20 protein-coding genes are annotated in these 18264 nt (G+C 57.5%); 8 read left to right on the top strand and 12 right to left on the bottom strand.

The genetic code is table 11. The features are described 5' to 3' along the window. Positions 1-2 precede the first annotated feature (2 nt). The 3 genes from artQ (at position 3) to artJ (ending at position 2298) form a co-directional block, all read left to right on the top strand. Positions 3-719, top strand: a complete 717-nt coding sequence (gene artQ, locus ACMGGH_RS12670) for an arginine ABC transporter permease ArtQ (protein ID WP_232948024.1) — start codon at positions 3-5, stop codon at positions 717-719. After that, a complete protein-coding gene (artM, locus tag ACMGGH_RS12665; RefSeq protein ID WP_028012513.1) occupies positions 719-1387 on the top strand; it encodes an arginine ABC transporter permease ArtM in 669 nt (222 codons plus the stop codon). Before artQ ends, artM begins: the two co-directional genes overlap by 1 nt. Before the next feature lie 179 nt (positions 1388-1566). Further along, positions 1567-2298: an arginine ABC transporter substrate-binding protein ArtJ gene (artJ, locus tag ACMGGH_RS12660; RefSeq protein ID WP_015571008.1), complete on the top strand. Its 732-nt coding sequence runs from the start codon at positions 1567-1569 to the stop codon at positions 2296-2298. A gap of 75 nt (positions 2299-2373) precedes the next feature. On the opposite strand, the gene ACMGGH_RS12655 is transcribed toward artJ, so the two are convergent. The 11 genes from ACMGGH_RS12655 to nfsA all read right to left on the bottom strand — a co-directional run bounded on the left by ACMGGH_RS12655 (position 2374) and on the right by nfsA (position 13093). After that, entirely contained in the window at positions 2374-3843 is a 1470-nt protein-coding gene (locus ACMGGH_RS12655; protein WP_420299123.1) for a sensor histidine kinase, read from the bottom strand. Next, on the bottom strand, positions 3827-4534 hold the full coding sequence (locus tag ACMGGH_RS12650; protein ID WP_041912037.1) for a response regulator transcription factor: 708 nt from the start codon (positions 4532-4534) through the stop codon (positions 3827-3829). The genes ACMGGH_RS12655 and ACMGGH_RS12650 overlap by 17 nt, the downstream gene beginning before the upstream one ends. Positions 4535-4606: 72 nt before the next feature. After that, a complete protein-coding gene (rlmC, locus tag ACMGGH_RS12645; protein ID WP_232948023.1) occupies positions 4607-5734 on the bottom strand; it encodes a 23S rRNA (uracil(747)-C(5))-methyltransferase RlmC in 1128 nt (375 codons plus the stop codon). A 40-nt stretch (positions 5735-5774) separates the two neighbouring features. After that, on the bottom strand, positions 5775-6248 hold the full coding sequence (locus tag ACMGGH_RS12640) for a YbjO family protein (protein ID WP_028012509.1): 474 nt from the start codon (positions 6246-6248) through the stop codon (positions 5775-5777). A 65-nt stretch (positions 6249-6313) separates the two neighbouring features. Next, on the bottom strand, positions 6314-7159 hold the full coding sequence (gene potI / locus ACMGGH_RS12635; protein ID WP_028012508.1) for a putrescine ABC transporter permease PotI: 846 nt from the start codon (positions 7157-7159) through the stop codon (positions 6314-6316). Continuing rightward, the gene (gene potH, locus ACMGGH_RS12630) at positions 7156-8109 is read right to left on the bottom strand and encodes a putrescine ABC transporter permease PotH (protein WP_232948022.1); all 954 of its coding nucleotides are present in this window, start codon (positions 8107-8109) and stop codon (positions 7156-7158) included. Before potH ends, potI begins: the two co-directional genes overlap by 4 nt. 9 nt (positions 8110-8118) lie before the next feature. Continuing rightward, the gene (potG, locus tag ACMGGH_RS12625) at positions 8119-9252 is read right to left on the bottom strand and encodes a putrescine ABC transporter ATP-binding subunit PotG (protein ID WP_045630953.1); all 1134 of its coding nucleotides are present in this window, start codon (positions 9250-9252) and stop codon (positions 8119-8121) included. 143 nt (positions 9253-9395) lie between these two features. Then, positions 9396-10508: a spermidine/putrescine ABC transporter substrate-binding protein PotF gene (gene potF / locus ACMGGH_RS12620; RefSeq protein ID WP_041910676.1), complete on the bottom strand. Its 1113-nt coding sequence runs from the start codon at positions 10506-10508 to the stop codon at positions 9396-9398. Positions 10509-10858: 350 nt separating this feature from the next. Then, positions 10859-11335 (bottom strand): YbjN domain-containing protein, encoded by a 477-nt coding sequence (locus ACMGGH_RS12615; RefSeq protein ID WP_003858385.1) that lies wholly within the window; start codon positions 11333-11335, stop codon positions 10859-10861. 63 nt (positions 11336-11398) lie between these two features. Beyond that, entirely contained in the window at positions 11399-12301 is a 903-nt protein-coding gene (gene rimK, locus ACMGGH_RS12610; protein ID WP_028012504.1) for a 30S ribosomal protein S6--L-glutamate ligase, read from the bottom strand. 69 nt (positions 12302-12370) lie between these two features. Further along, a complete protein-coding gene (gene nfsA / locus ACMGGH_RS12605) occupies positions 12371-13093 on the bottom strand; it encodes a nitroreductase NfsA (RefSeq protein ID WP_028012503.1) in 723 nt (240 codons plus the stop codon). 185 nt (positions 13094-13278) lie between these two features. Between nfsA and ACMGGH_RS12600 the strand changes: the two genes are divergently transcribed. Next, the gene (locus ACMGGH_RS12600) at positions 13279-13548 is read left to right on the top strand and encodes a GrxA family glutaredoxin (protein WP_028012502.1); all 270 of its coding nucleotides are present in this window, start codon (positions 13279-13281) and stop codon (positions 13546-13548) included. A 30-nt stretch (positions 13549-13578) separates the two neighbouring features. Here the strand turns inward: ACMGGH_RS12600 and ACMGGH_RS12595 are convergent, their stop codons facing one another. After that, positions 13579-13947 carry an inner membrane protein YbjM gene (locus ACMGGH_RS12595; protein WP_080339193.1) on the bottom strand — a complete coding sequence of 123 codons (369 nt, stop codon included), beginning with the start codon at positions 13945-13947 and terminating at the stop codon, positions 13579-13581. Positions 13948-14226: 279 nt separating this feature from the next. Between ACMGGH_RS12595 and ACMGGH_RS12590 the strand changes: the two genes are divergently transcribed. The 4 genes from ACMGGH_RS12590 to arsC all read left to right on the top strand — a co-directional run bounded on the left by ACMGGH_RS12590 (position 14227) and on the right by arsC (position 18260). Then, positions 14227-15912: an aspartate:alanine antiporter gene (locus ACMGGH_RS12590; RefSeq protein ID WP_014169303.1), complete on the top strand. Its 1686-nt coding sequence runs from the start codon at positions 14227-14229 to the stop codon at positions 15910-15912. A gap of 253 nt (positions 15913-16165) precedes the next feature. Continuing rightward, positions 16166-16486 (top strand): metalloregulator ArsR/SmtB family transcription factor, encoded by a 321-nt coding sequence (locus ACMGGH_RS12585; RefSeq protein WP_126817720.1) that lies wholly within the window; start codon positions 16166-16168, stop codon positions 16484-16486. 40 nt (positions 16487-16526) lie between these two features. Continuing rightward, positions 16527-17816: an arsenic transporter gene (locus ACMGGH_RS12580; RefSeq protein WP_232948021.1), complete on the top strand. Its 1290-nt coding sequence runs from the start codon at positions 16527-16529 to the stop codon at positions 17814-17816. Positions 17817-17828: 12 nt separating this feature from the next. Further along, positions 17829-18260: a glutaredoxin-dependent arsenate reductase gene (gene arsC / locus ACMGGH_RS12575; protein ID WP_063154615.1), complete on the top strand. Its 432-nt coding sequence runs from the start codon at positions 17829-17831 to the stop codon at positions 18258-18260. Positions 18261-18264 lie beyond the last annotated feature (4 nt).

Raw genomic sequence — 18264 nt, 5'->3', positions numbered from 1 at the left:
TGATGAATGAATTTTTTCCTTTAGCAAGCGCCGCCGGGATGACCGTCGGCCTTGCCGTTTGCGCACTGATTATCGGCCTGGTGCTGGCGATGTTCTTTGCGGTGTGGGAATCAGCAAAATGGTTCCCCGTCGCCTGGGCGGGCTCCGCGCTGGTCACCGTACTGCGTGGGCTACCGGAAATTCTGGTGGTCCTGTTCATCTATTTCGGCTCCTCACAGCTGCTGCTCACGCTGTCGGACGGCTTCACCCTCAATCTCGGCTTTGCGCAGATACCGGTGCAGATGCAGATTGACAACTTTGACGTCAGCCCGTTCCTCTGCGGCGTGATTGCCCTCTCCCTGCTCTACTCCGCGTACGCGTCGCAAACCCTGCGCGGTGCGCTGAAAGCGGTACCGCAGGGGCAGTGGGAATCCGGTCAGGCGCTGGGCATGTCGAAAGCAGCGATCTTCTTCCGTCTGGTGATGCCGCAGATGTGGCGCCACGCCCTGCCGGGCCTGGGCAACCAGTGGCTGGTATTGCTGAAAGATACCGCGCTGGTGAGCCTGATCAGCGTGAACGATTTGATGCTGCAAACCAAAAGCATCGCCACCCGTACTCAGGAGCCATTTACCTGGTACATCGTGGCGGCGGCTATCTACCTGGTAATCACGCTGCTCAGTCAGTACATCCTCAAGCGTATTGACCTGCGTGCGACGCGCTTTGAACGGAGACCAGGCTGATGCTTGAATATTTCCCGGAGCTGATGAAGGGGCTGCACACCAGCCTGACGTTGACCGTGGCGTCCATCATTGTGGCGCTGATCCTGGCGCTCATCTTCACCATCATCCTGACGCTGAAAACGCCGGTGCTGGTGTGGATCGTGCGCGGCTACATCACCCTGTTTACCGGTACGCCGCTGCTGGTGCAGATCTTCCTGATTTACTACGGTCCGGGCCAGTTCCCGTCACTGCAGGCGTATCCGGTTATCTGGCACCTGCTCTCTGAGCCGTGGCTCTGCGCTCTGATTGCCCTTTCGCTGAACAGCGCGGCCTATACCACCCAGCTGTTTTACGGGGCGATCCGTGCCATCCCGGAAGGACAATGGCAGTCCTGCGGGGCGCTGGGCATGAGCAAAAAAGACACGCTGGCGATCCTGCTGCCGTACGCCTTCAAGCGCGCGCTCTCCTCTTACTCCAACGAAGTGGTGCTGGTGTTCAAAAGTACCTCGCTGGCCTACACCATCACCCTAATGGAAGTGATGGGTCACGGGCAGCTGCTGTACGGGCGCACCTATGACGTGATGGTGTTCGGTGCGGCCGGCGTGGTCTATCTGGTGGTGAACGGCCTGCTGACGCTGATGATGCGACTGATTGAGCGTAAAGCGTTAGCGTTTGAGCGCAGAAATTAATCACGCGAGTGCATAAAACGTAATTACCAGAGCGGATAACCCGATGGCTTATCCGCTTTTTTTTATACTCAACATAATATTTAATCATATTTATTGCATATAAATTCATTAACTGGCATTGTACATCCATGCCGCAGACACGGCGCATAATGACAAGATAGACAGACGGGAGCATTACAATGAAAAAGTTAGTTCTGGCCGCACTACTCGCCACCTTCGCCGCTGGCGCATCCGCTGCTGATAAAATCAATTTTGGCGTTTCGGCCACCTATCCGCCGTTTGAATCGCTGGACGCCAGCAATCAGATCGTCGGTTTCGATATCGACCTGGCGAAAGCCCTGTGCAAGCAGATGCAGGCCGACTGCACCTTTACCAACCATGCCTTCGACAGCCTGATCCCGTCGCTGAAATTCAAGAAATACGATGCGGTGATCTCCGGGATGGACATCACGCCGGAGCGCAGCAAGCAGGTGGCGTTCACCGACCCGTACTACGCCAACTCGGCGGTGGTGATTGCGAAGAAAGGGGCTTACAAGTCCTTTGACGAGCTGAAAGGCAAACGCATCGGGATGGAAAATGGCACCACGCACCAGAAATACCTGCAGGACAAACATCCTGAAGTGAAAACCGTGGCCTATGACAGCTACCAGAACGCGATTATCGACCTGAAAAACGGCCGTATCGACGGCGTATTCGGCGACACCGCCGTGGTAAACGAATGGCTGAAAACCAACCCGCAGCTGGGCACCGCAACGGAAAAAGTGACCGATCCGCAGTACTTCGGCACGGGCCTCGGCATCGCGGTACGCCCGGATAACAAAGCCCTGCTGGAAAAACTGAACGGCGCGCTTAAGGCGATTAAAGCAGACGGCACGTACCAGAAAATCAGCGAGCAGTGGTTCCCGCAGTAATCTCTTTTTGCCGGGTGGTCTGGCCTACGGGGGTGGTCTGTAGGCCGGGTAAGCGCAGCGCCACCCGGCAATTTCTCACAGCGGCACAAAGAACCTGAACCGCGCCCCGCTCACGGACTCCATCAGCCTGATCCCGCCGCCGTGCAGCTCCAGCATTCGCTTAACGATTAACAGCCCTAACCCGCCGCGGTTCTCCCGCGATGCCTGGGTATTCAGCGCCGAAGGCCGCTGGAACAGATCGTCGCGCAGCGAGGCATCCACGCCCGTTCCGGAGTCTGCCACTTCAACCTGAAGCCGTTCATTCTCCTGCCACACCGCCAGACGAATTTCCCCGCCAGTGGGCGTATGACGCATCGCGTTATCGAGCAGGTTGGTCACCACGCGCTCGATCATCGACACATCAGCGTTTATCAGGGGCAGCGGCCCCGGCACGTCAATATGCAGATTCACGTCGCGCGTGCGGGCGGTAAGCTCAAACTTCTGCGCCACGTCGGAAATCAGCTCTCCCATCGCGAAACGCTCGCGCTGCGGCTTAATGCCGCCGTGCTCAAGGCGCGCCAGCTCGAAAAGCTGCTGGGAAAGATGTCGTACCTTTTGTCCCTGACGCAGCGCGGTGGCGAGATACTGCTGGTGCTCCTGCGGCGTCAGGGTGGCGGATTTGAGCGACAGGGTTTCAAGATAGCCCAGCAGCGAGGTCAGCGGCGTGCGAAGATCGTGCGAAATGTTGGCGATAAACTCCCGGCGCTGGCGATCGCTGTCGGCCAGCTGGTCCCACTGGCGGGTAATTTTTCGCGCCAGCTCGATGAAACTGTTGCGCAGGAGCGCCACTTCGTCATTGGCCGCGGCATCCGGCGGCTGTGCTGCGAGCAGCCTGATTGCGCTAATGCTGTCCTGCTCCAGGCCGGTGACCTCTTCCGTCAGGCGCTTAACCGGACGCGTCACCCAGTACCAGACCAGCAGACCCGCCAGCAGGCCAAACAGAGCGACCCACAGCAATGACCAGAGCACCGTGCTCCAGAGCGCCTTATGCCAGGCCATTTCCGCCAGCGCGTTCGACTCCTCGCCCTGCAAAATGATGTACAGGTAGCCCTTAAGCTCGCCGTCCTGTCGCAGCGGCGTGGCGCTGAACACTTTTTTATTTTGACTGCGCGGGTCGTCGCCCAGTACCGGTATGGCGGTACCGCTCAGGAAGGTCTGAACCGGTGCCAGGTCGATTTTTTGCCGCTGAATATGGCCCGGCGGTGCGGCATCGGCCAGGATTTCGCCGTCCGGCGAGATAACGTACAGTTCAACGCTCGGGTTGAAGGTCATCAGCCGGTCGAACAGCGGCTTCAGCGCGGTGCGGTCAACCCTGCCCTGCGCGTCCAGAATCGGTTCCCGCTGGACGATCTGCTGCGCCAGGCCGCCCGACAACCGCTGCACCATCGCGTTGCCGTACTGCATACTGCTGTAGAGCTGTACCGCGCAGGCGACGGTAGCACAGAGCATCATCAGCAGGACAAACAGCAGCGTCAGACGCTGGCTCAGGCTAAAGCGGCGCATCATGGTTTGGCTCCGCAAATTTATAGCCCTTGCCCCAGACGGTGCGAATTATCTCCGGCTCGGCGGCGTCCTTCTCAATCTTGATGCGCAGGCGGTTGATATGGGTGTTGACGGTGTGCTCGTAGCCTTCGTGCTGATAGCCCCACACCTGCTCCAGCAGCGCCAGACGGGAAAACACCTCGCCGGGATGGCGGGCGAAGAAGTACAGCAGTTCGAATTCGCGCGGGGTGAGATCCACCACCTGGCCGTGAAGCAGCACGCTGCGCGCCAGAGGATCGATCGTCAGGCCGTGGGCCTGGATTTGCCCGTCAGCCTGCGCCTGCCCCATTGCCTGCTGGCGGCGGAACAGCGCTTTGATGCGGGCAATCAGTTCCTGCACTGAAAAGGGTTTTGCCAGATAATCATCGGCGCCGGTTTCCAGCCCGGTGATGCGGTCGGTTTCGCTGCTGCGGGCGCTGATGATGATCACCGGCAGGTAGCGGGTCATCTGGCGGATGCGGCGGCAGATCTCCAGGCCGTCAACGTTGGGCAGCATCAGGTCGAGGATCACCGCATCCCACGGCTGTTTTTCAAGGCGCTGCAGGGCGTTGCCCCCGTCGGGCTCGTGGGTGATGGCGTAGCCTTCGTCTTCTAAGTTGAGCCGCAGAAGCGCCGCGATATCGTGGTCGTCTTCCACCAGCAGGATCTGCTTCATGGGTAAGCCTTTATTCATCTCTTATGACGTAAGCTTACCTGATTTTATGGGCGGGCAGAGTTCACATTTTGTTTAAGATTTCACGAGCAACGTCAGGACTTCATAATGTGCGGTATGCGGGAACATATCGAAAAGCTGCACGCGTTTAATGCGGTAGCCCGGCAGATTAGCGATATCTTTCGCCATGGTCTGCGCATTGCAGCTGGAGTAGACGATAAAATCGGGTGCCATCTGGCTCAGATAGTCGCAGAGGGATTTGCCAATCCCACGACGCGGCGGATTAACCAGCACCAGCTCCGGCACGTTGCCTTGCCCGGTCGCGAACTGCGTGGAGTCCAGCGCCTGAAAGTGCACATTGGTTAACCCCAACTCGGCGGCGGACTGCTTTGCGCAGGCAATCGCTTCGGCGGAGATCTCAATGCCGGTGAGCTGCATCTCAGGCGTGGCGCAGTGCAGGCCAAAACCGCCCACGCCGCAGAACAGGTCCCACATATGATGGATGTTTAACGCGCGCACCCAGTCGCGGGCGGTGGCGTACAGGCTGCTTGCCACGGTCGGGTTGGTCTGGAAGAAGCTTTGCGGGCGGATCCACAGCGGCACGCCGTTGAAGCTCTCCGCCAGCGCGTGCTGGTCGGTGAAGAAAACCTCTTTCTCCCCTTCCATGATCGCCATATGCACCGGCTGAATGTTTGCGGTAATCACCTTTAACTGAGGAAGCTGTTCCTGCAGCCACGGCAGCGCCGCGCGCAGCTGCGCCAGCTTGGCTTCCGAGCGCAGCACGAAGCGCAGCATCATGCCGCCGTCGATCTGGCTTTCCGTCAGGAGAAGGTACTTCAGCTCGCCACGACTGCGGGCAACGTTGTAAGGCGTTAACCCCGCGCGAGCGATAAACGGTTTCAGTGCGGCAAAGACCGGCTCAAACGAGGCGGGATAGAGCGGGCAGTCGGTTAAGTCTTCCGGCGTGCCGTCGCGGTGCAGCATCCCCAGCAGCGGTTTTTCAACGCTGCCGCTGACCACCATTTTGGCTTTGTTGCGAAAGCCCTGCTCCGGGCCGCTGACGGGTGCGCACCACTCGCCCACCGCGTGCGCTGCCAGCAGCTGTTGCAGGTCGGCCATTTTGGCGGTGAGTTGTTGAGAGACCGGCTGTTCTATCCACTGACAGGAGCGGCAGCGTCCGGCGTCATAGAGTGCGCACTGCATATGAAAACCTTAAGGAAAACGAGGGCTGCGATTATACACATTATTGCAGGCGGAAGAACCGCCGACTGGACGCCGGAACGAAAAGCAGGCAGAGCACCAGCATATCCGGCAGTTTTTGCATGACCAGCGCATGGAAAATCTCACGTCGCGACTCGCCCGGAATGCTGAACAGCTCAGGATAGCCATAGCCCAGCGAGGCGGCCCACAGATAGCTGGCGGCGGTCACCTGCGTGAGCAGATAGACCCAGCGCGCCCAGTTTCGCCCTTTGACCAGCGAAAACGCGCAGTAGATCTCGATAAACACCAGCACCAGGCTGCTTAAAAAGACCAGCGTCAGATTCCACGTCTGCACGCTGCGGTGAATGAATTCCCCGATGCCGCGCACGCCCAGCGTATTCAAAATCATCAGCACGTCCAGGCAGCGGATCATAATAATGGCGAGCGCCGCCACCTGAACCAGCGCAGGAACGTTAGGACGAGCGTGCGTAATACGTGATTTTTTTACTAATCCCAATGTTTTACTTCCCTGAAAAACAGTGCCGCGTCATGCGCGGCACATCACCGGAAATATTAAATCCTTCAGCCGCGTCTTGCACGCTGGATATCGCGCACGCGCTGTTTTTCCGCGCGCGCCATCAAATACCAGGCGATAAATCCGACAATTCCGACCACGCCGAGGATGATAGAGGCCAGGGCGTTGATCTCCGGGTTCACCCCCATGCGCACGCTGGAGAAGACCAGCATCGGCAGCGTCGTCGCGCCCGGCCCCGAAACAAAGCTGGCGATAACCAGATCGTCGAGGGAGAGCGTGAACGCCAGCAGCCAGCCGGAGATCACCGCCGGCATAATCATCGGCAGGGTAATGATGAAAAAGACCTTTAGCGGCGTGGCGCCGAGATCCATCGCCGCCTCTTCAATGGAGCGGTCCAGCTCGCGCAGGCGCGAGGAGATCACCACCGCCACATACGCGGTACAGAAGGTGACGTGCGCCAGCCAGATGGTGAGCATGCCGCGATCCGCCGGCCAGCCGATGGCGTGCGCCAGGGCCACGAACAGCAGCAGCAGCGACAGGCCGGTAATGACATCCGGCATCACCAGCGGGGCAGTGATCATAAAGGCGAAACCGTTTGAGCCGCGAAAACGCCCGAAGCGCACCATCACCAGCGCGGCGATGGTGCCCAGAACGCAGGCCATCGTGGCCGCCAGCGCGGCAATGGTCAGGCTCAGCCCCACCGCGCTCATCATTGCGTCGTCGTGGAACAGCTCGCTGTACCAGCGCGTCGACCAGCCCGCCCAGACCGTCACCAGCTTAGAGCTGTTGAACGAGTAGATCACCAGCATCAGCATCGGCGCATACAGGAAGGTGAAGCCGATAACGAGGATCAGAATGCGCCACGGGGAGCGTACTACCGGTAAGTTGTTCATCCGCGATCTCCTATCTGTTTCTGCTGATGCTTATGGAACCACATGATCGGGACGATCAGCAGCAGGAGCATGATAATCGCCACCGCCGACGCCACCGGCCAGTCGCGGTTATTGAAGAACTCCTGCCACAGCACGCGGCCAATCATGATGCTGTCCGGCCCGCCGAGCAGTTCCGGGATCACAAACTCCCCGACCGCCGGAATAAACACCAGCATCGACCCGGCAATGATTCCACCTTTGGTCAGCGGGACAATCACGCTGAAGAAGGTCTTCAGCGGACGCGCGCCAAGATCGAGCGAGGCTTCCACCAGCGAGTAGTCAATCCGCGTCAGGGCGGTGTAAATCGGCAGCACCATAAACGGCAGATAGGCATAGACAATGCCGATATAGACCGCAAGGTTGGTGTGCAGGATGGTCAGCGGCTGATCGATAACCCCAAGCCACATCAGAAAATTATTCAGCACCCCGTTGTTTTTCAGGATCCCCATCCACGCGTAAACGCGTATCAGAAACGATGTCCACGACGGCAGGATCACCAGCAGCAGCAGGATGTTGCGCGTTGACGGCTTGCTGTGCGCCACGGCCCACGCCAGCGGGTAGCCCATCACCAGACAGCAGAGCGTCGAGATCGCCGCCACCTGCAGAGACTGCAGATAGGCTTCGAAATAGAGCGGATCCTCGGTGAGCTGGAGGAAGTTGCCCAGATTCAGCGTCAGCGTCAGTTGCCCGTCGGCCCACTCCCACAGATCGGTATACGGCGGGATCGCCCGCGCCATCTCCGCCAGGCTGATCTTAAAGACGATCAGGAACGGCAGCAGGAACAGCAGGATCAGCCACACGTAAGGCATGGCGATTACCAGCTTGCGCCCGTGGTTCATCTTAAGGCGCGTCAGCCAGTGGGCAAAGCCGCCCGGTTTTTTGACGCGGGCTGGAGGTTCAAGTGTGCTCATGATCGCTCCTTATACCGTCAGCACTACGCAGCTGTCCGCGTCCCAGCACAGGCGCACTTCGTCGCCCCAGGTCGGCTGCCCCTTGCGGTAGCGATGTTCGTTCTGTAGCTGCGCGCTGAGCATCTGTCCGCTTTTCAGGCGCACGTGGTAAATGGAGAGATCGCCCAGATAGGCAATGTGCACCACTTCCCCGACGGCAAAGTTATAGCCATCGGCAGGCGGATCGTCACAGAGCATGATCTTCTCCGGGCGCAGCGCCACATAGACCGGCACGTTATCCACCACCGAGCTGTCAGGATCGACCTTAAGCGGATGCTGCAGCCCCGGTGATTCGATGACCAGACCATCCTCCTGACGATCCTTCAGCAGCCCTTCGAAGACGTTAACCGATCCGATGAACTCCGCGCTGTAGCGGGTGGTCGGATGCTCGTAAATCTCTTCCGGCTCGCCAATCTGCACGAACTTCCCGCGGTTCATGATCGCGATACGCCCGGCCATGGTCATGGCCTCTTCCTGGTCATGGGTGACCATCACGCAGGTCACCCCCACGCGCTCGAGGATATCGACCACTTCGAGCTGCATACGGTCGCGCAGCTTTTTATCCAGCGCGCCCATCGGCTCGTCGAGCAGCAGCAGTTTCGGGCGTTTCGCCAGGCTTCTCGCCAGCGCCACGCGCTGACGCTGACCGCCGGAAAGCTGGTGCGGCTTACGCTTCGCGAACTCCTGCATATGCACCAGGCTCAGCATTTCGGCCACGCGCGCGGTGATTTCGGCTTTAGGCAGCTTGTCCTGCTTCAGGCCAAAGGCGATGTTTTGCTCCACCGTCATGTGCGGAAACAGCGCGTAGGACTGGAACATCATGTTAATCGGGCGCTGATACGGCGGCACGCTGGAGAGATCCACGCCATCGAGCATAATTTGCCCGGCGGTAGGCTGTTCAAAACCGGCCAGCATACGCAGCAGGGTCGATTTACCGCAGCCCGATGCGCCCAGTAGCGCGAATATTTCGCCTTTATAGATAGTCAGGCTGACGTCGTCCACGGCATGCTGGCCATCGAAAGATTTGGTGAGGTTACGAATTTCAAGAAGCGGGGTCAGCGCTTTACGGACTTTCGCCTGCGGGCGGGGGATCGCGTCATTCACGGGGTGCTCTCCGGCATAGATCAATACTGGTGCAAACGCACCGTCTGGGTGCGCATCGCCGGGCGGCGCGAACGCTTGCCCGGCCTACGGGTTGTGTAGGCCCGGTAAGCGATAGCGCCACCGGGCAACGTTACCTAACGCCGTTATTTACCGCTTTTCACCTTGGTCCACGCGCGGGTACGCACGCGGTCAATTTTTGGATCCTGAACCTTCAGGGTGAACAGCTTGGCGAACACGTCCGCTGGCGGATAGATTGCCGGATTACTGCGGATCGCTTCGCTCACCAGCGGCACGGAGGCCTTGTTACCGTTGGCGTAGTAAACGTGATCGCTGATGTGGGCAATCACCTCAGGACGCATCAGGTAGTTAAGGAACTGGTAGGCTTCGTCTTTGTTTTTCGCGTCAGCCGGCATGGCGAAGACGTCAAAGAAGGCCAGCGCCCCCTCTTTCGGAATAAAGTAGGACACATTCACGCCGTTTTTCGCCTCTTTCGCGCGGTTCGCCGCCTGCCACACGTCCCCAGCCCAGCCGATTGCCACGCAGATGTCGCCGTTCGCCAGGTCGTTGATGTACTGGGACGAGTGGAAGTAGCGAATGTTTGGACGCAGCTTCAGCAGCAGATCGGTCGCCGGGCCGGTGTAATCATCGGCTTTATTGCTGTTCGGGTCTTTGCCCAGGTAGTTCAGCACGGTGGCGAAAATCTCTTCCGGCGCATCGAGGAAGGAGACGCCGCAGCTTTTCAGCTTCTCAAGATTTTCCGGCTTCAGCACCACGTCCCAGCTGTCCAGCTTAACGTCCGGGCCCAGCGCGGCTTTGACTTTATCCACGTTATAGCCGATACCGGTGGTCGCCCACAGGTAAGGCATGGCGTATTTGTTGTCCGGGTCGTGCTTCGCCACCAGCTTCAGCACTTCCGGATCGAGGTTTTTCCAGTTCGATAACTTGCTCTTGTCCAGCGGCTGGAAGACGCCCGCCGTCAGCTGACGCTCCAGGAAGCTTGCGGAAGGTACGACCAGGTCAAAACCGGTGCTGCCTGCCATCAGCTTTCCTTCCAGCACTTCGTTGGAATCGAAAACGTCATAGACCACTTTAATGCCGGTCTCTTTTTCAAAATTAGCGACCGTGTCCGGCGCAATATAGTCAGACCAGTTGTATACGTGCAGCGTTTTTTGTTCCGCAGCGAGCGTGCCGGCAGAGACGGCCATCAGAGCACCCGCAACCAGACCCGATAACCATTTTTTATTCAAGGCGATCATAGTGTTATTCCTTCTGAAAGCTCGTTAACAAACGAACTAAACTGTGCAATCTGGATATATGCAAAAATCATGCATAGTTTGTCGCTCTGCTCAAAATAAAAAGAAACCTCTTTACCCGGCAGGATCCGCTCGCTTTTTTAAGCATCGCAAGAATAACTGTAGCCCGTGTCTCCGGCTATAGCCCAGACGAAAAAACGCCTTTTATCAATTTTTTATGCAGGTTAAGTCTACGTGATAAGCCGAAATGGCCTTGAGGGAGGTGAAAAATTCTTTAAAGAAAGGTTAAAGGCAGCAGAAAAAATGGCCTTCTGCAGCCGCTATGGCAGCGACTGCGCAAAAGTCAGACAGGCTTAGTGAAGAAAATTGGGAGATGCATCATTATTCTCAGCATCGTCTTCCGCGCTATACAGCAGATGATGTGCATTGGCTTCCATCATAACCATGGAAATTTGCTCTTCGCTCAGGCGCATAAACCAGGCGAACTGCTTGAACGACAGCCCTGCCCCGGAGAATAAAGACTGGCAAACGACCAGTTTTGGCAGATTATCGTCCTGTATATCGAGAAATGCTTTCACCGTCAAAGAACTGGCGTTGATAGCCGAGAGATCGGAGGCCAGCGCCAGCAGCGCAGAAGGCTTCACTTCGGCCAGCGCGGAAAAAAGGATCACGTCGTTAATCAGATCGATTTTGGCATCGAAAATGCCGTCGAAATTCTGCATATGAGGCAGATGCAGCGCCTGGCAGGAATCACATTCGAAGAACGTGATCCCGGCATCATCAAGCCATTGACGTAACGTATCCAGTGTAGGTACGACCTGTAAATCCATCGCTGTGCAGCCTCTTTAGTAAAAACTTCGCATAGGGTACTCAAAAAGCGCCCGGTAATCCATTTAACCGCCCGTTTTCAGACAGTAACCCGGCGTGGCATGACGCTCGATCCATGAGATCATTTTACCTGCAATATCGACCCCTGTGGTTTTTTCCACACCTTCCAGCCCCGGGGAGGCGTTCACCTCCATCACCAGCGGCCCGCGCGTCGCCCGAAGAAGGTCCACGCCCGCTACGTCCAGCCCCAGGGTTTGCGCCGCTTTCACGGCTATTTCCCGTTCGCGTTCGCTAATATCGGCTACCCGCGCTACGCCGCCGCGGTGAAGGTTAGAGCGGAAGTCGCCCTCTTTGGCCTGGCGCTCGATGGCCGCCACGACCTCGTTCCCCACCACGAAACAGCGAATGTCGCGCCCTTTCGCCTCTTCAATGTACTCCTGCACCAGAATGTGCGCATTCAGCCCGCGAAAGGCGTCGATCACGCTCTCCGCCGCCTGACGCGTTTCCGCTAACACCACGCCAATACCCTGCGTGCCTTCCACCAGCTTGATCACTAAAGGCGCGCCGCCCACCATATCGATCAGATCGCTGGTGTCGTCCGGTGAATGAGCAATGCCCGTGACCGGAAGATCGATCCCCTGTCGTGCGAGCAGCTGTAGAGAGCGCAGCTTGTCGCGGGCGCGGGAAATGGCGACGGATTCGTTGAGCGGATAGCTGCCCAGCATCTCGAACTGGCGCAGCGCGGCGGTGCCGTAGTAGGTAATCTGGGAGCCGATGCGGGGGATCACCGCATCGAAGTGCGGCAGCTTGCGGCCTTTGTAGTGAATCGACGAGGCGGCGGGGTCGATGTTCATATAGCAGGACATCGGGTCGAGGATCTCAACCTGATGCCCGCGTTTCGCCGCCGCTTCTCGCAGGCGCTTACATGAATAGAGCGTTCCGTCCCGGGACAATATGGCAATTTTCACCCTGCACCTCTCTGAAGACATGGAAAAAGCCTGCATATCATATACGCAGGCAGGCGCAGGAGGAATGGACTATCGCGTTGCCCAGCCCTGCTTGTGCAGATACTCAAGAATAAACGGGCGGTTTTCTTTGATGATGGTGCGGCGAATATGGTCCGTCCAGGTGTCGCGACGGTTATTGCTGCCGCGCGTCATGTAGTAGTTTGCCAGCTCTTCGTCGTATTGATTCAGGACATCCTGATCGACCGGCTGGTAATGGTTTTCATGCACCAGCATCGCGGCAGGAATGCGCGGCTTGAGATCCGGGTTGTCCGCCGGCCAGCCGAGGCAGAGGCCAAACAGCGGCAGCACGTGTTTTGGCAGCTTCAGCAGGTCGGTCACGCTTTGAATGTTGTTACGCAGCCCGCCGATATAGACACCGCCTAACCCCAGCGATTCCGCGGCCGTAAAGGCGTTTTGCGCCATCAGCGCGGTATCCACCACGCCCAGCAGCAGCTGTTCGGCCAGCCCAAGTTCCGCCTCAGGGCAGATCTGCAGGTGGCGGTTAAAGTCGGCGCAGAACACCCAGAACTCGGCTGCCTGAGCCACATGCTTCTGCCCGCCGGTGAGCGTCACCAGCTGTTCACGCATGGCCTTATCAGTAATACGGATAATCGAGCTGCACTGCAAAAAGCTGGAGCTGGAGGTGGCTCTTGCGCTGTCGATAATCGCATTACGCTGTGCCTCGGTAATCGGCTCATCGGTAAAGTGGCGAATGGAGCGGTGGGACTGGAGCAGGTCTATGGTTGGCGTCATCTTGTCTCTCTTTAGTCTTGCTTAATACGTATGGCAGCCAGTATAGGCAATGATGTGCGCGGTGTAATTGGCGAAACATAGCTCATAGATATTATAACGACAGGCGAAACCTTCTTTAATGACGGCGGGTTATGGGGCACTATACGTGTCATTCGCCGTCAGGCTTGTTTTTTGAGGAGAGAGAAATGTTTGCAGTAATTTTTGGTCGTCCAGGGTGCCCTTACTGTGTGCGCGCGAAAGAGCTGGCTGAGAAACTGACCGAAGAGCGCGATGACTTCAACTTCCGCTATGTGGACATCCACGCGGAAGGCATCACCAAAGCCGACCTGGAAAAAACCGTCGGTAAGCCGGTTGAAACCGTGCCGCAGATCTTCCTCGATCAGAAACACATCGGCGGTTGCACCGACTTTGAGGCCTACGCTAAAGAGCATCTGGGCCTGTTTGCCGAGCAGTAATGAAGAGACGCCCTCACCCTGAGGGCGTTTTTATTTGCGGTGCCGTCGGTGCTGAACCAGGCTGCGCACAAACAGATAGCACAGCGCGCCAAGCGCGCACCAGAATACGCCGCTCAGCAACCACGCCAGCTCCTGCCAGAAACTCCGCGTTGAAATATACATCAAGCGCATCATCAGCAGACACAGCGGTGCAGCGAGCATGGCGCCGAGCAGCGGTTTCACCACCTCCCCTTGACGGGAGAGAAAACTGGCGGCAGCCCCCGGCAACGTGAAGAAGAGCAACCCTAGCTCAGGATGCCCGGACGCCCTGAACGCGCCCTTTACATTAAATGCGAGCGACATGCACACGACCGTGAACAGCAAAAAACAGCTGATCACCCCCGCCCAGTTTCGTTTCATATTCAAACTATCCTCCTGACTTATCTCTATCAAATACACATTCGTCGGGTAGACGCCCAGTCAGATAAAGCAGTGCGGCAATCCATGCCAAAGTACGCACAGGGTGATGCGATAATCAGTAGCTGTCAGTAGCTAATGCGATTAAACTACACGCCAGCTAATGTTTTAGGGAATAAAGCAGGAAACAGGGAGCGTTAGCGCTTTTCCCTGATCCAGAAAACAGTAGCCCAAAAAGTCCTTTCATTCAACAACTTACTGGTAAACAAGAAGTTAGCCTCCGTGAATATAAACGTCGCAGACTTGTTAAATGGGAATTACATCCTGTTATTATTTGTGGTACTGGCGCTGGGTCTTTGCCTGGGTAAATTGCGTCTGGGTTCGGTTCAACTCGGTAATTCCATTGGCGTTTTAGTCGTCTCCTTATTATTAGGCCAGCAGCACTTCAGCATTAACACGGACGCGCTGAACTTAGGTTTTATGCTGTTTATTTTTTGCGTTGGCGTAGAAGCGGGACCTAACTTTTTTTCAATTTTCTTCCGCGACGGCAAAAATTATCTGATGCTGGCGCTGGTGATGGTCGGCAGCGCGCTGCTGATCGCGTTAGGGCTGGGCAAACTGTTTGGCTGGGATATCGGGCTTACGGCCGGTATGCTGGCCGGCTCCATGACCTCCACCCCCGTGCTCGTGGGCGCCGGTGATACCCTGCGCCATTCCGGCATGGCGGGTGCGCAGCTCTCTACCGCCCTCGACCATCTGAGCCTGGGCTACGCCCTGACCTATCTGATTGGTCTGGTGAGCCTGATCGTTGGCGCGCGCTACCTGCCAAAACTGCAGCATCAGGATCTGCAGACCAGCGCTCAGCAAATCGCCCGCGAGCGCGGCCTGGATACCGATTCCAAACGTAAAGTCTATCTCCCGGTTATCCGCGCCTACCGCGTCGGGCCGGAGCTGGTGGCATGGGCAGACGGCAAAAATCTTCGCGAACTGGGGATTTACCGCCAGACGGGCTGCTACATCGAACGTATCCGCCGCAACGGCATTCTGGCGAACCCGGACGGCGACGCGGTGCTGCAGATGGGCGACGACATCGCGCTGGTGGGTTACCCGGACGCCCACGCCCGTCTCGACCCGAGCTTCCGTAACGGCAAAGAGGTGTTCGACCGCGACCTGCTCGACATGCGCATCGTCACCGAAGAGATCGTGGTGAAAAACCATAACGCCGTGGGCCGCCGTCTGGCGCAGCTGAAGCTGACCGACCACGGCTGCTTCCTCAACCGCGTGATCCGCAGCCAGATTGAGATGCCTATCGACGACAACGTTGTGCTCAACAAAGGCGACGTGCTGCAGGTCAGCGGCGACGCGCGACGCGTAAAAACCGTTGCCGACCGCATCGGCTTTATCTCGATTCACAGCCAGGTCACCGACCTGCTGGCCTTCTGCGCCTTCTTCATTGTTGGCCTGATGATCGGGATGATCACCTTCCAGTTCAGCAACTTTAGCTTCGGCATCGGTAACGCTGCCGGTCTGCTGTTCGCCGGGATCATGCTGGGCTTCCTGCGAGCCAACCATCCGACCTTCGGCTACATTCCGCAGGGCGCGCTGAACATGGTGAAAGAGTTCGGTCTGATGGTGTTTATGGCGGGCGTCGGCCTGAGCGCGGGCAGCGGCATCGGCCACAGCCTGGGCGCCGTCGGCTGGCAGATGCTGGTTTCCGGCCTTATCGTCAGCCTGGTGCCGGTGGTGATCTGCTTCCTGTTCGGCGCCTACGTGCTGCGTATGAACCGCGCCCTGCTGTTCGGGGCAATGATGGGGGCCCGTACCTGCGCGCCGGCGATGGAAATCATCAGCGATACCGCGCGCAGCAACATCCCGGCGCTGGGGTATGCAGGCACCTATGCTATCGCGAACGTACTGCTGACGCTGGCGGGTACGCTGATTATCATCATCTGGCCGGGACTCGGATAACTCCTAAGTTTGCGCGTAATGAAAAAATTTTTGTAACGCGCAGAACTTTTTTAGCAGGGGGCAGTCATAACTAGTGCCACTGCTTTTCTTTGATGTCCCCAATTTGTGGAGCCCATCAACCCCGCCGTTTTGGTTCAAGGTTGATGGGTTTTTTGTTGCCTGAAATTCCCCGTCCTGTAATCTGACCTTCTCTCTTCCCCCCAAAACATATATGATTAAACGAATATGATTTAATCTACCCTCAGGAACACCCATGCTCCACCCGCTCCAGCTCTTCAAAATCCTCTCCGACGAAACGCGACTCGCCATCGTCATGCTGCTCCGTGAAGCGGGCGAGCTGTGTGTCTGCGATCTCTGCTCCGCCACCAGCGAACCGCAGCCGAAAGTCTCCCGCCATATGGCCTTGCTGCGCGAGTCCGGGCTGGTTATCGATCGTCGCGAGGGCAAATGGGTCCATTACCGTCTCTCTCCCAACATGCCGGCATGGGCGGCAGCCGTTATCGACACCAGCTGGAACTGCCTGCGGGAAGAGACGCGCATGAAGCTTAAAAACCGACTTCCAGGCTCGTGCTGATAACAATACATTCACAAAAACAGATATAACGGAGTAAAAGATGTTTCTGGCAGGGGCAATTTTTCTGTTTACGCTGGTACTGGTCATCTGGCAGCCCAAAGGGCTCAGTATCGGCTGGAGCGCGACCATTGGCGCCGTGCTGGCGCTGGCCAGCGGGGTAATTCACATTAACGATATACCTGTGGTCTGGAATATCGTCTGGAACGCCACGGCGACGTTTATCGCCGTCATCATTATCAGCTTGCTGTTGGATGAGTCCGGCTTTTTCGAGTGGGCGGCGCTGCACGTTGCCCGCTGGGGAAACGGTCGCGGGCGATTGCTGTTTACTTATATCGTGCTGCTGGGTGCGGCCGTGGCGGCGCTGTTTGCCAATGACGGCGCGGCGCTGATCCTGACGCCTATCGTCATCGCCATGCTGCTGGCGCTGGGGTTCAGCAAGCAGGCCACGCTGGCGTTTGTGATGGCGGCAGGTTTTATCGCCGATACCGCCAGCCTGCCGCTGATTGTCTCCAACCTGGTCAACATCGTGTCGGCAGACTTCTTTAAGCTGGGGTTCAGCGAATACGCCTCGGTGATGATCCCCGTTGATATTGCCGCGATTGTCGCAACGCTGGTGATGCTGCATCTTTTCTTCCGCAAGGAAATTCCCCCGGAGTATGACCTGGCGAAACTTCAGGAGCCCGAGCGGGCCATTCACGATCTCCCGACGTTCAGAACGGGCTGGATCGTGCTGCTGCTTCTGCTCGTCGGCTTCTTTGTGCTTGAACCTCTCGGCATTCCGGTCAGCGCCATCGCCACCGTCGGCGCGCTGATTTTATTCGCTGTCGCAAAACGGGGACATGCAATAAACACCGGAAAAGTGCTGCGCGGCGCACCCTGGCAGATTGTTATTTTCTCGCTCGGGATGTATCTGGTGGTGTATGGCCTGCGCAATGCCGGGCTGACGGATTATCTTACTGGCGTGCTGAATAGCCTGGCCGGACACGGACTGTGGGCCACCACGCTGGGAACCGGGTTCATCACCGCGTTCCTGTCATCCATAATGAACAATATGCCCACGGTGCTGATTGGCGCGCTCTCCATTGAGGGCAGCATGGCGACGGGATTGCTCAAGGACGCGATGATTTACGCCAACGTGATTGGCTGCGATCTGGGGCCGAAAATCACGCCTATCGGCAGCCTCGCCACCCTGCTCTGGCTCCACGTGCTGGCGCAGAAAAACATGACGATTACCTGGGGCTACTATTTCCGGACGGGCATCATCATGACGCTGCCGGTCCTGTTTGTGACGCTCGCCGCGCTGGCGCTACGTCTCTCCTTCACACTGTAATGAGCCACTGATATGAGCCACATCACCATCTACCACAACCCAGCCTGCGGCACCTCGCGCAATACGCTGGAGATGATCCGCAACAGCGGCACGGAGCCGGAGATTATCCTCTATCTGGAAACCCCGCCGTCGCGCGATAAGCTGGCCACCCTGATTGCTAATATGGGGATTTCGGTGCGGGATCTGCTGCGCAAAAACGTGGAGCCCTATGAACAGCTCGGCCTGGCCGAAGATATCTTCACCGACGACCAGCTTATCGACTTTATGCAGCAATACCCGATTCTGATTAACCGCCCGATTGTGGTAACGCCGCTGGGCACCCGCCTGTGCCGCCCGTCTGAAGTTGTCCTCGACATTCTGCCGGACGCGCAGAAAGGCGCGTTTAGTAAAGAGGATGGCGAAGCCGTCGTGGACGCCAGCGGGAAAAAAATCGAACACAGGTAAAACA

The sequence above is a fragment of the Enterobacter sp. BNK-16 genome, assembly GCF_048684955.1.
Lineage (GTDB): Bacteria > Pseudomonadota > Gammaproteobacteria > Enterobacterales > Enterobacteriaceae > Enterobacter > Enterobacter bugandensis.
Note: the sequence above shows the minus strand (reverse complement) of the source record. Positions and strands in the feature narration are given on the sequence as shown.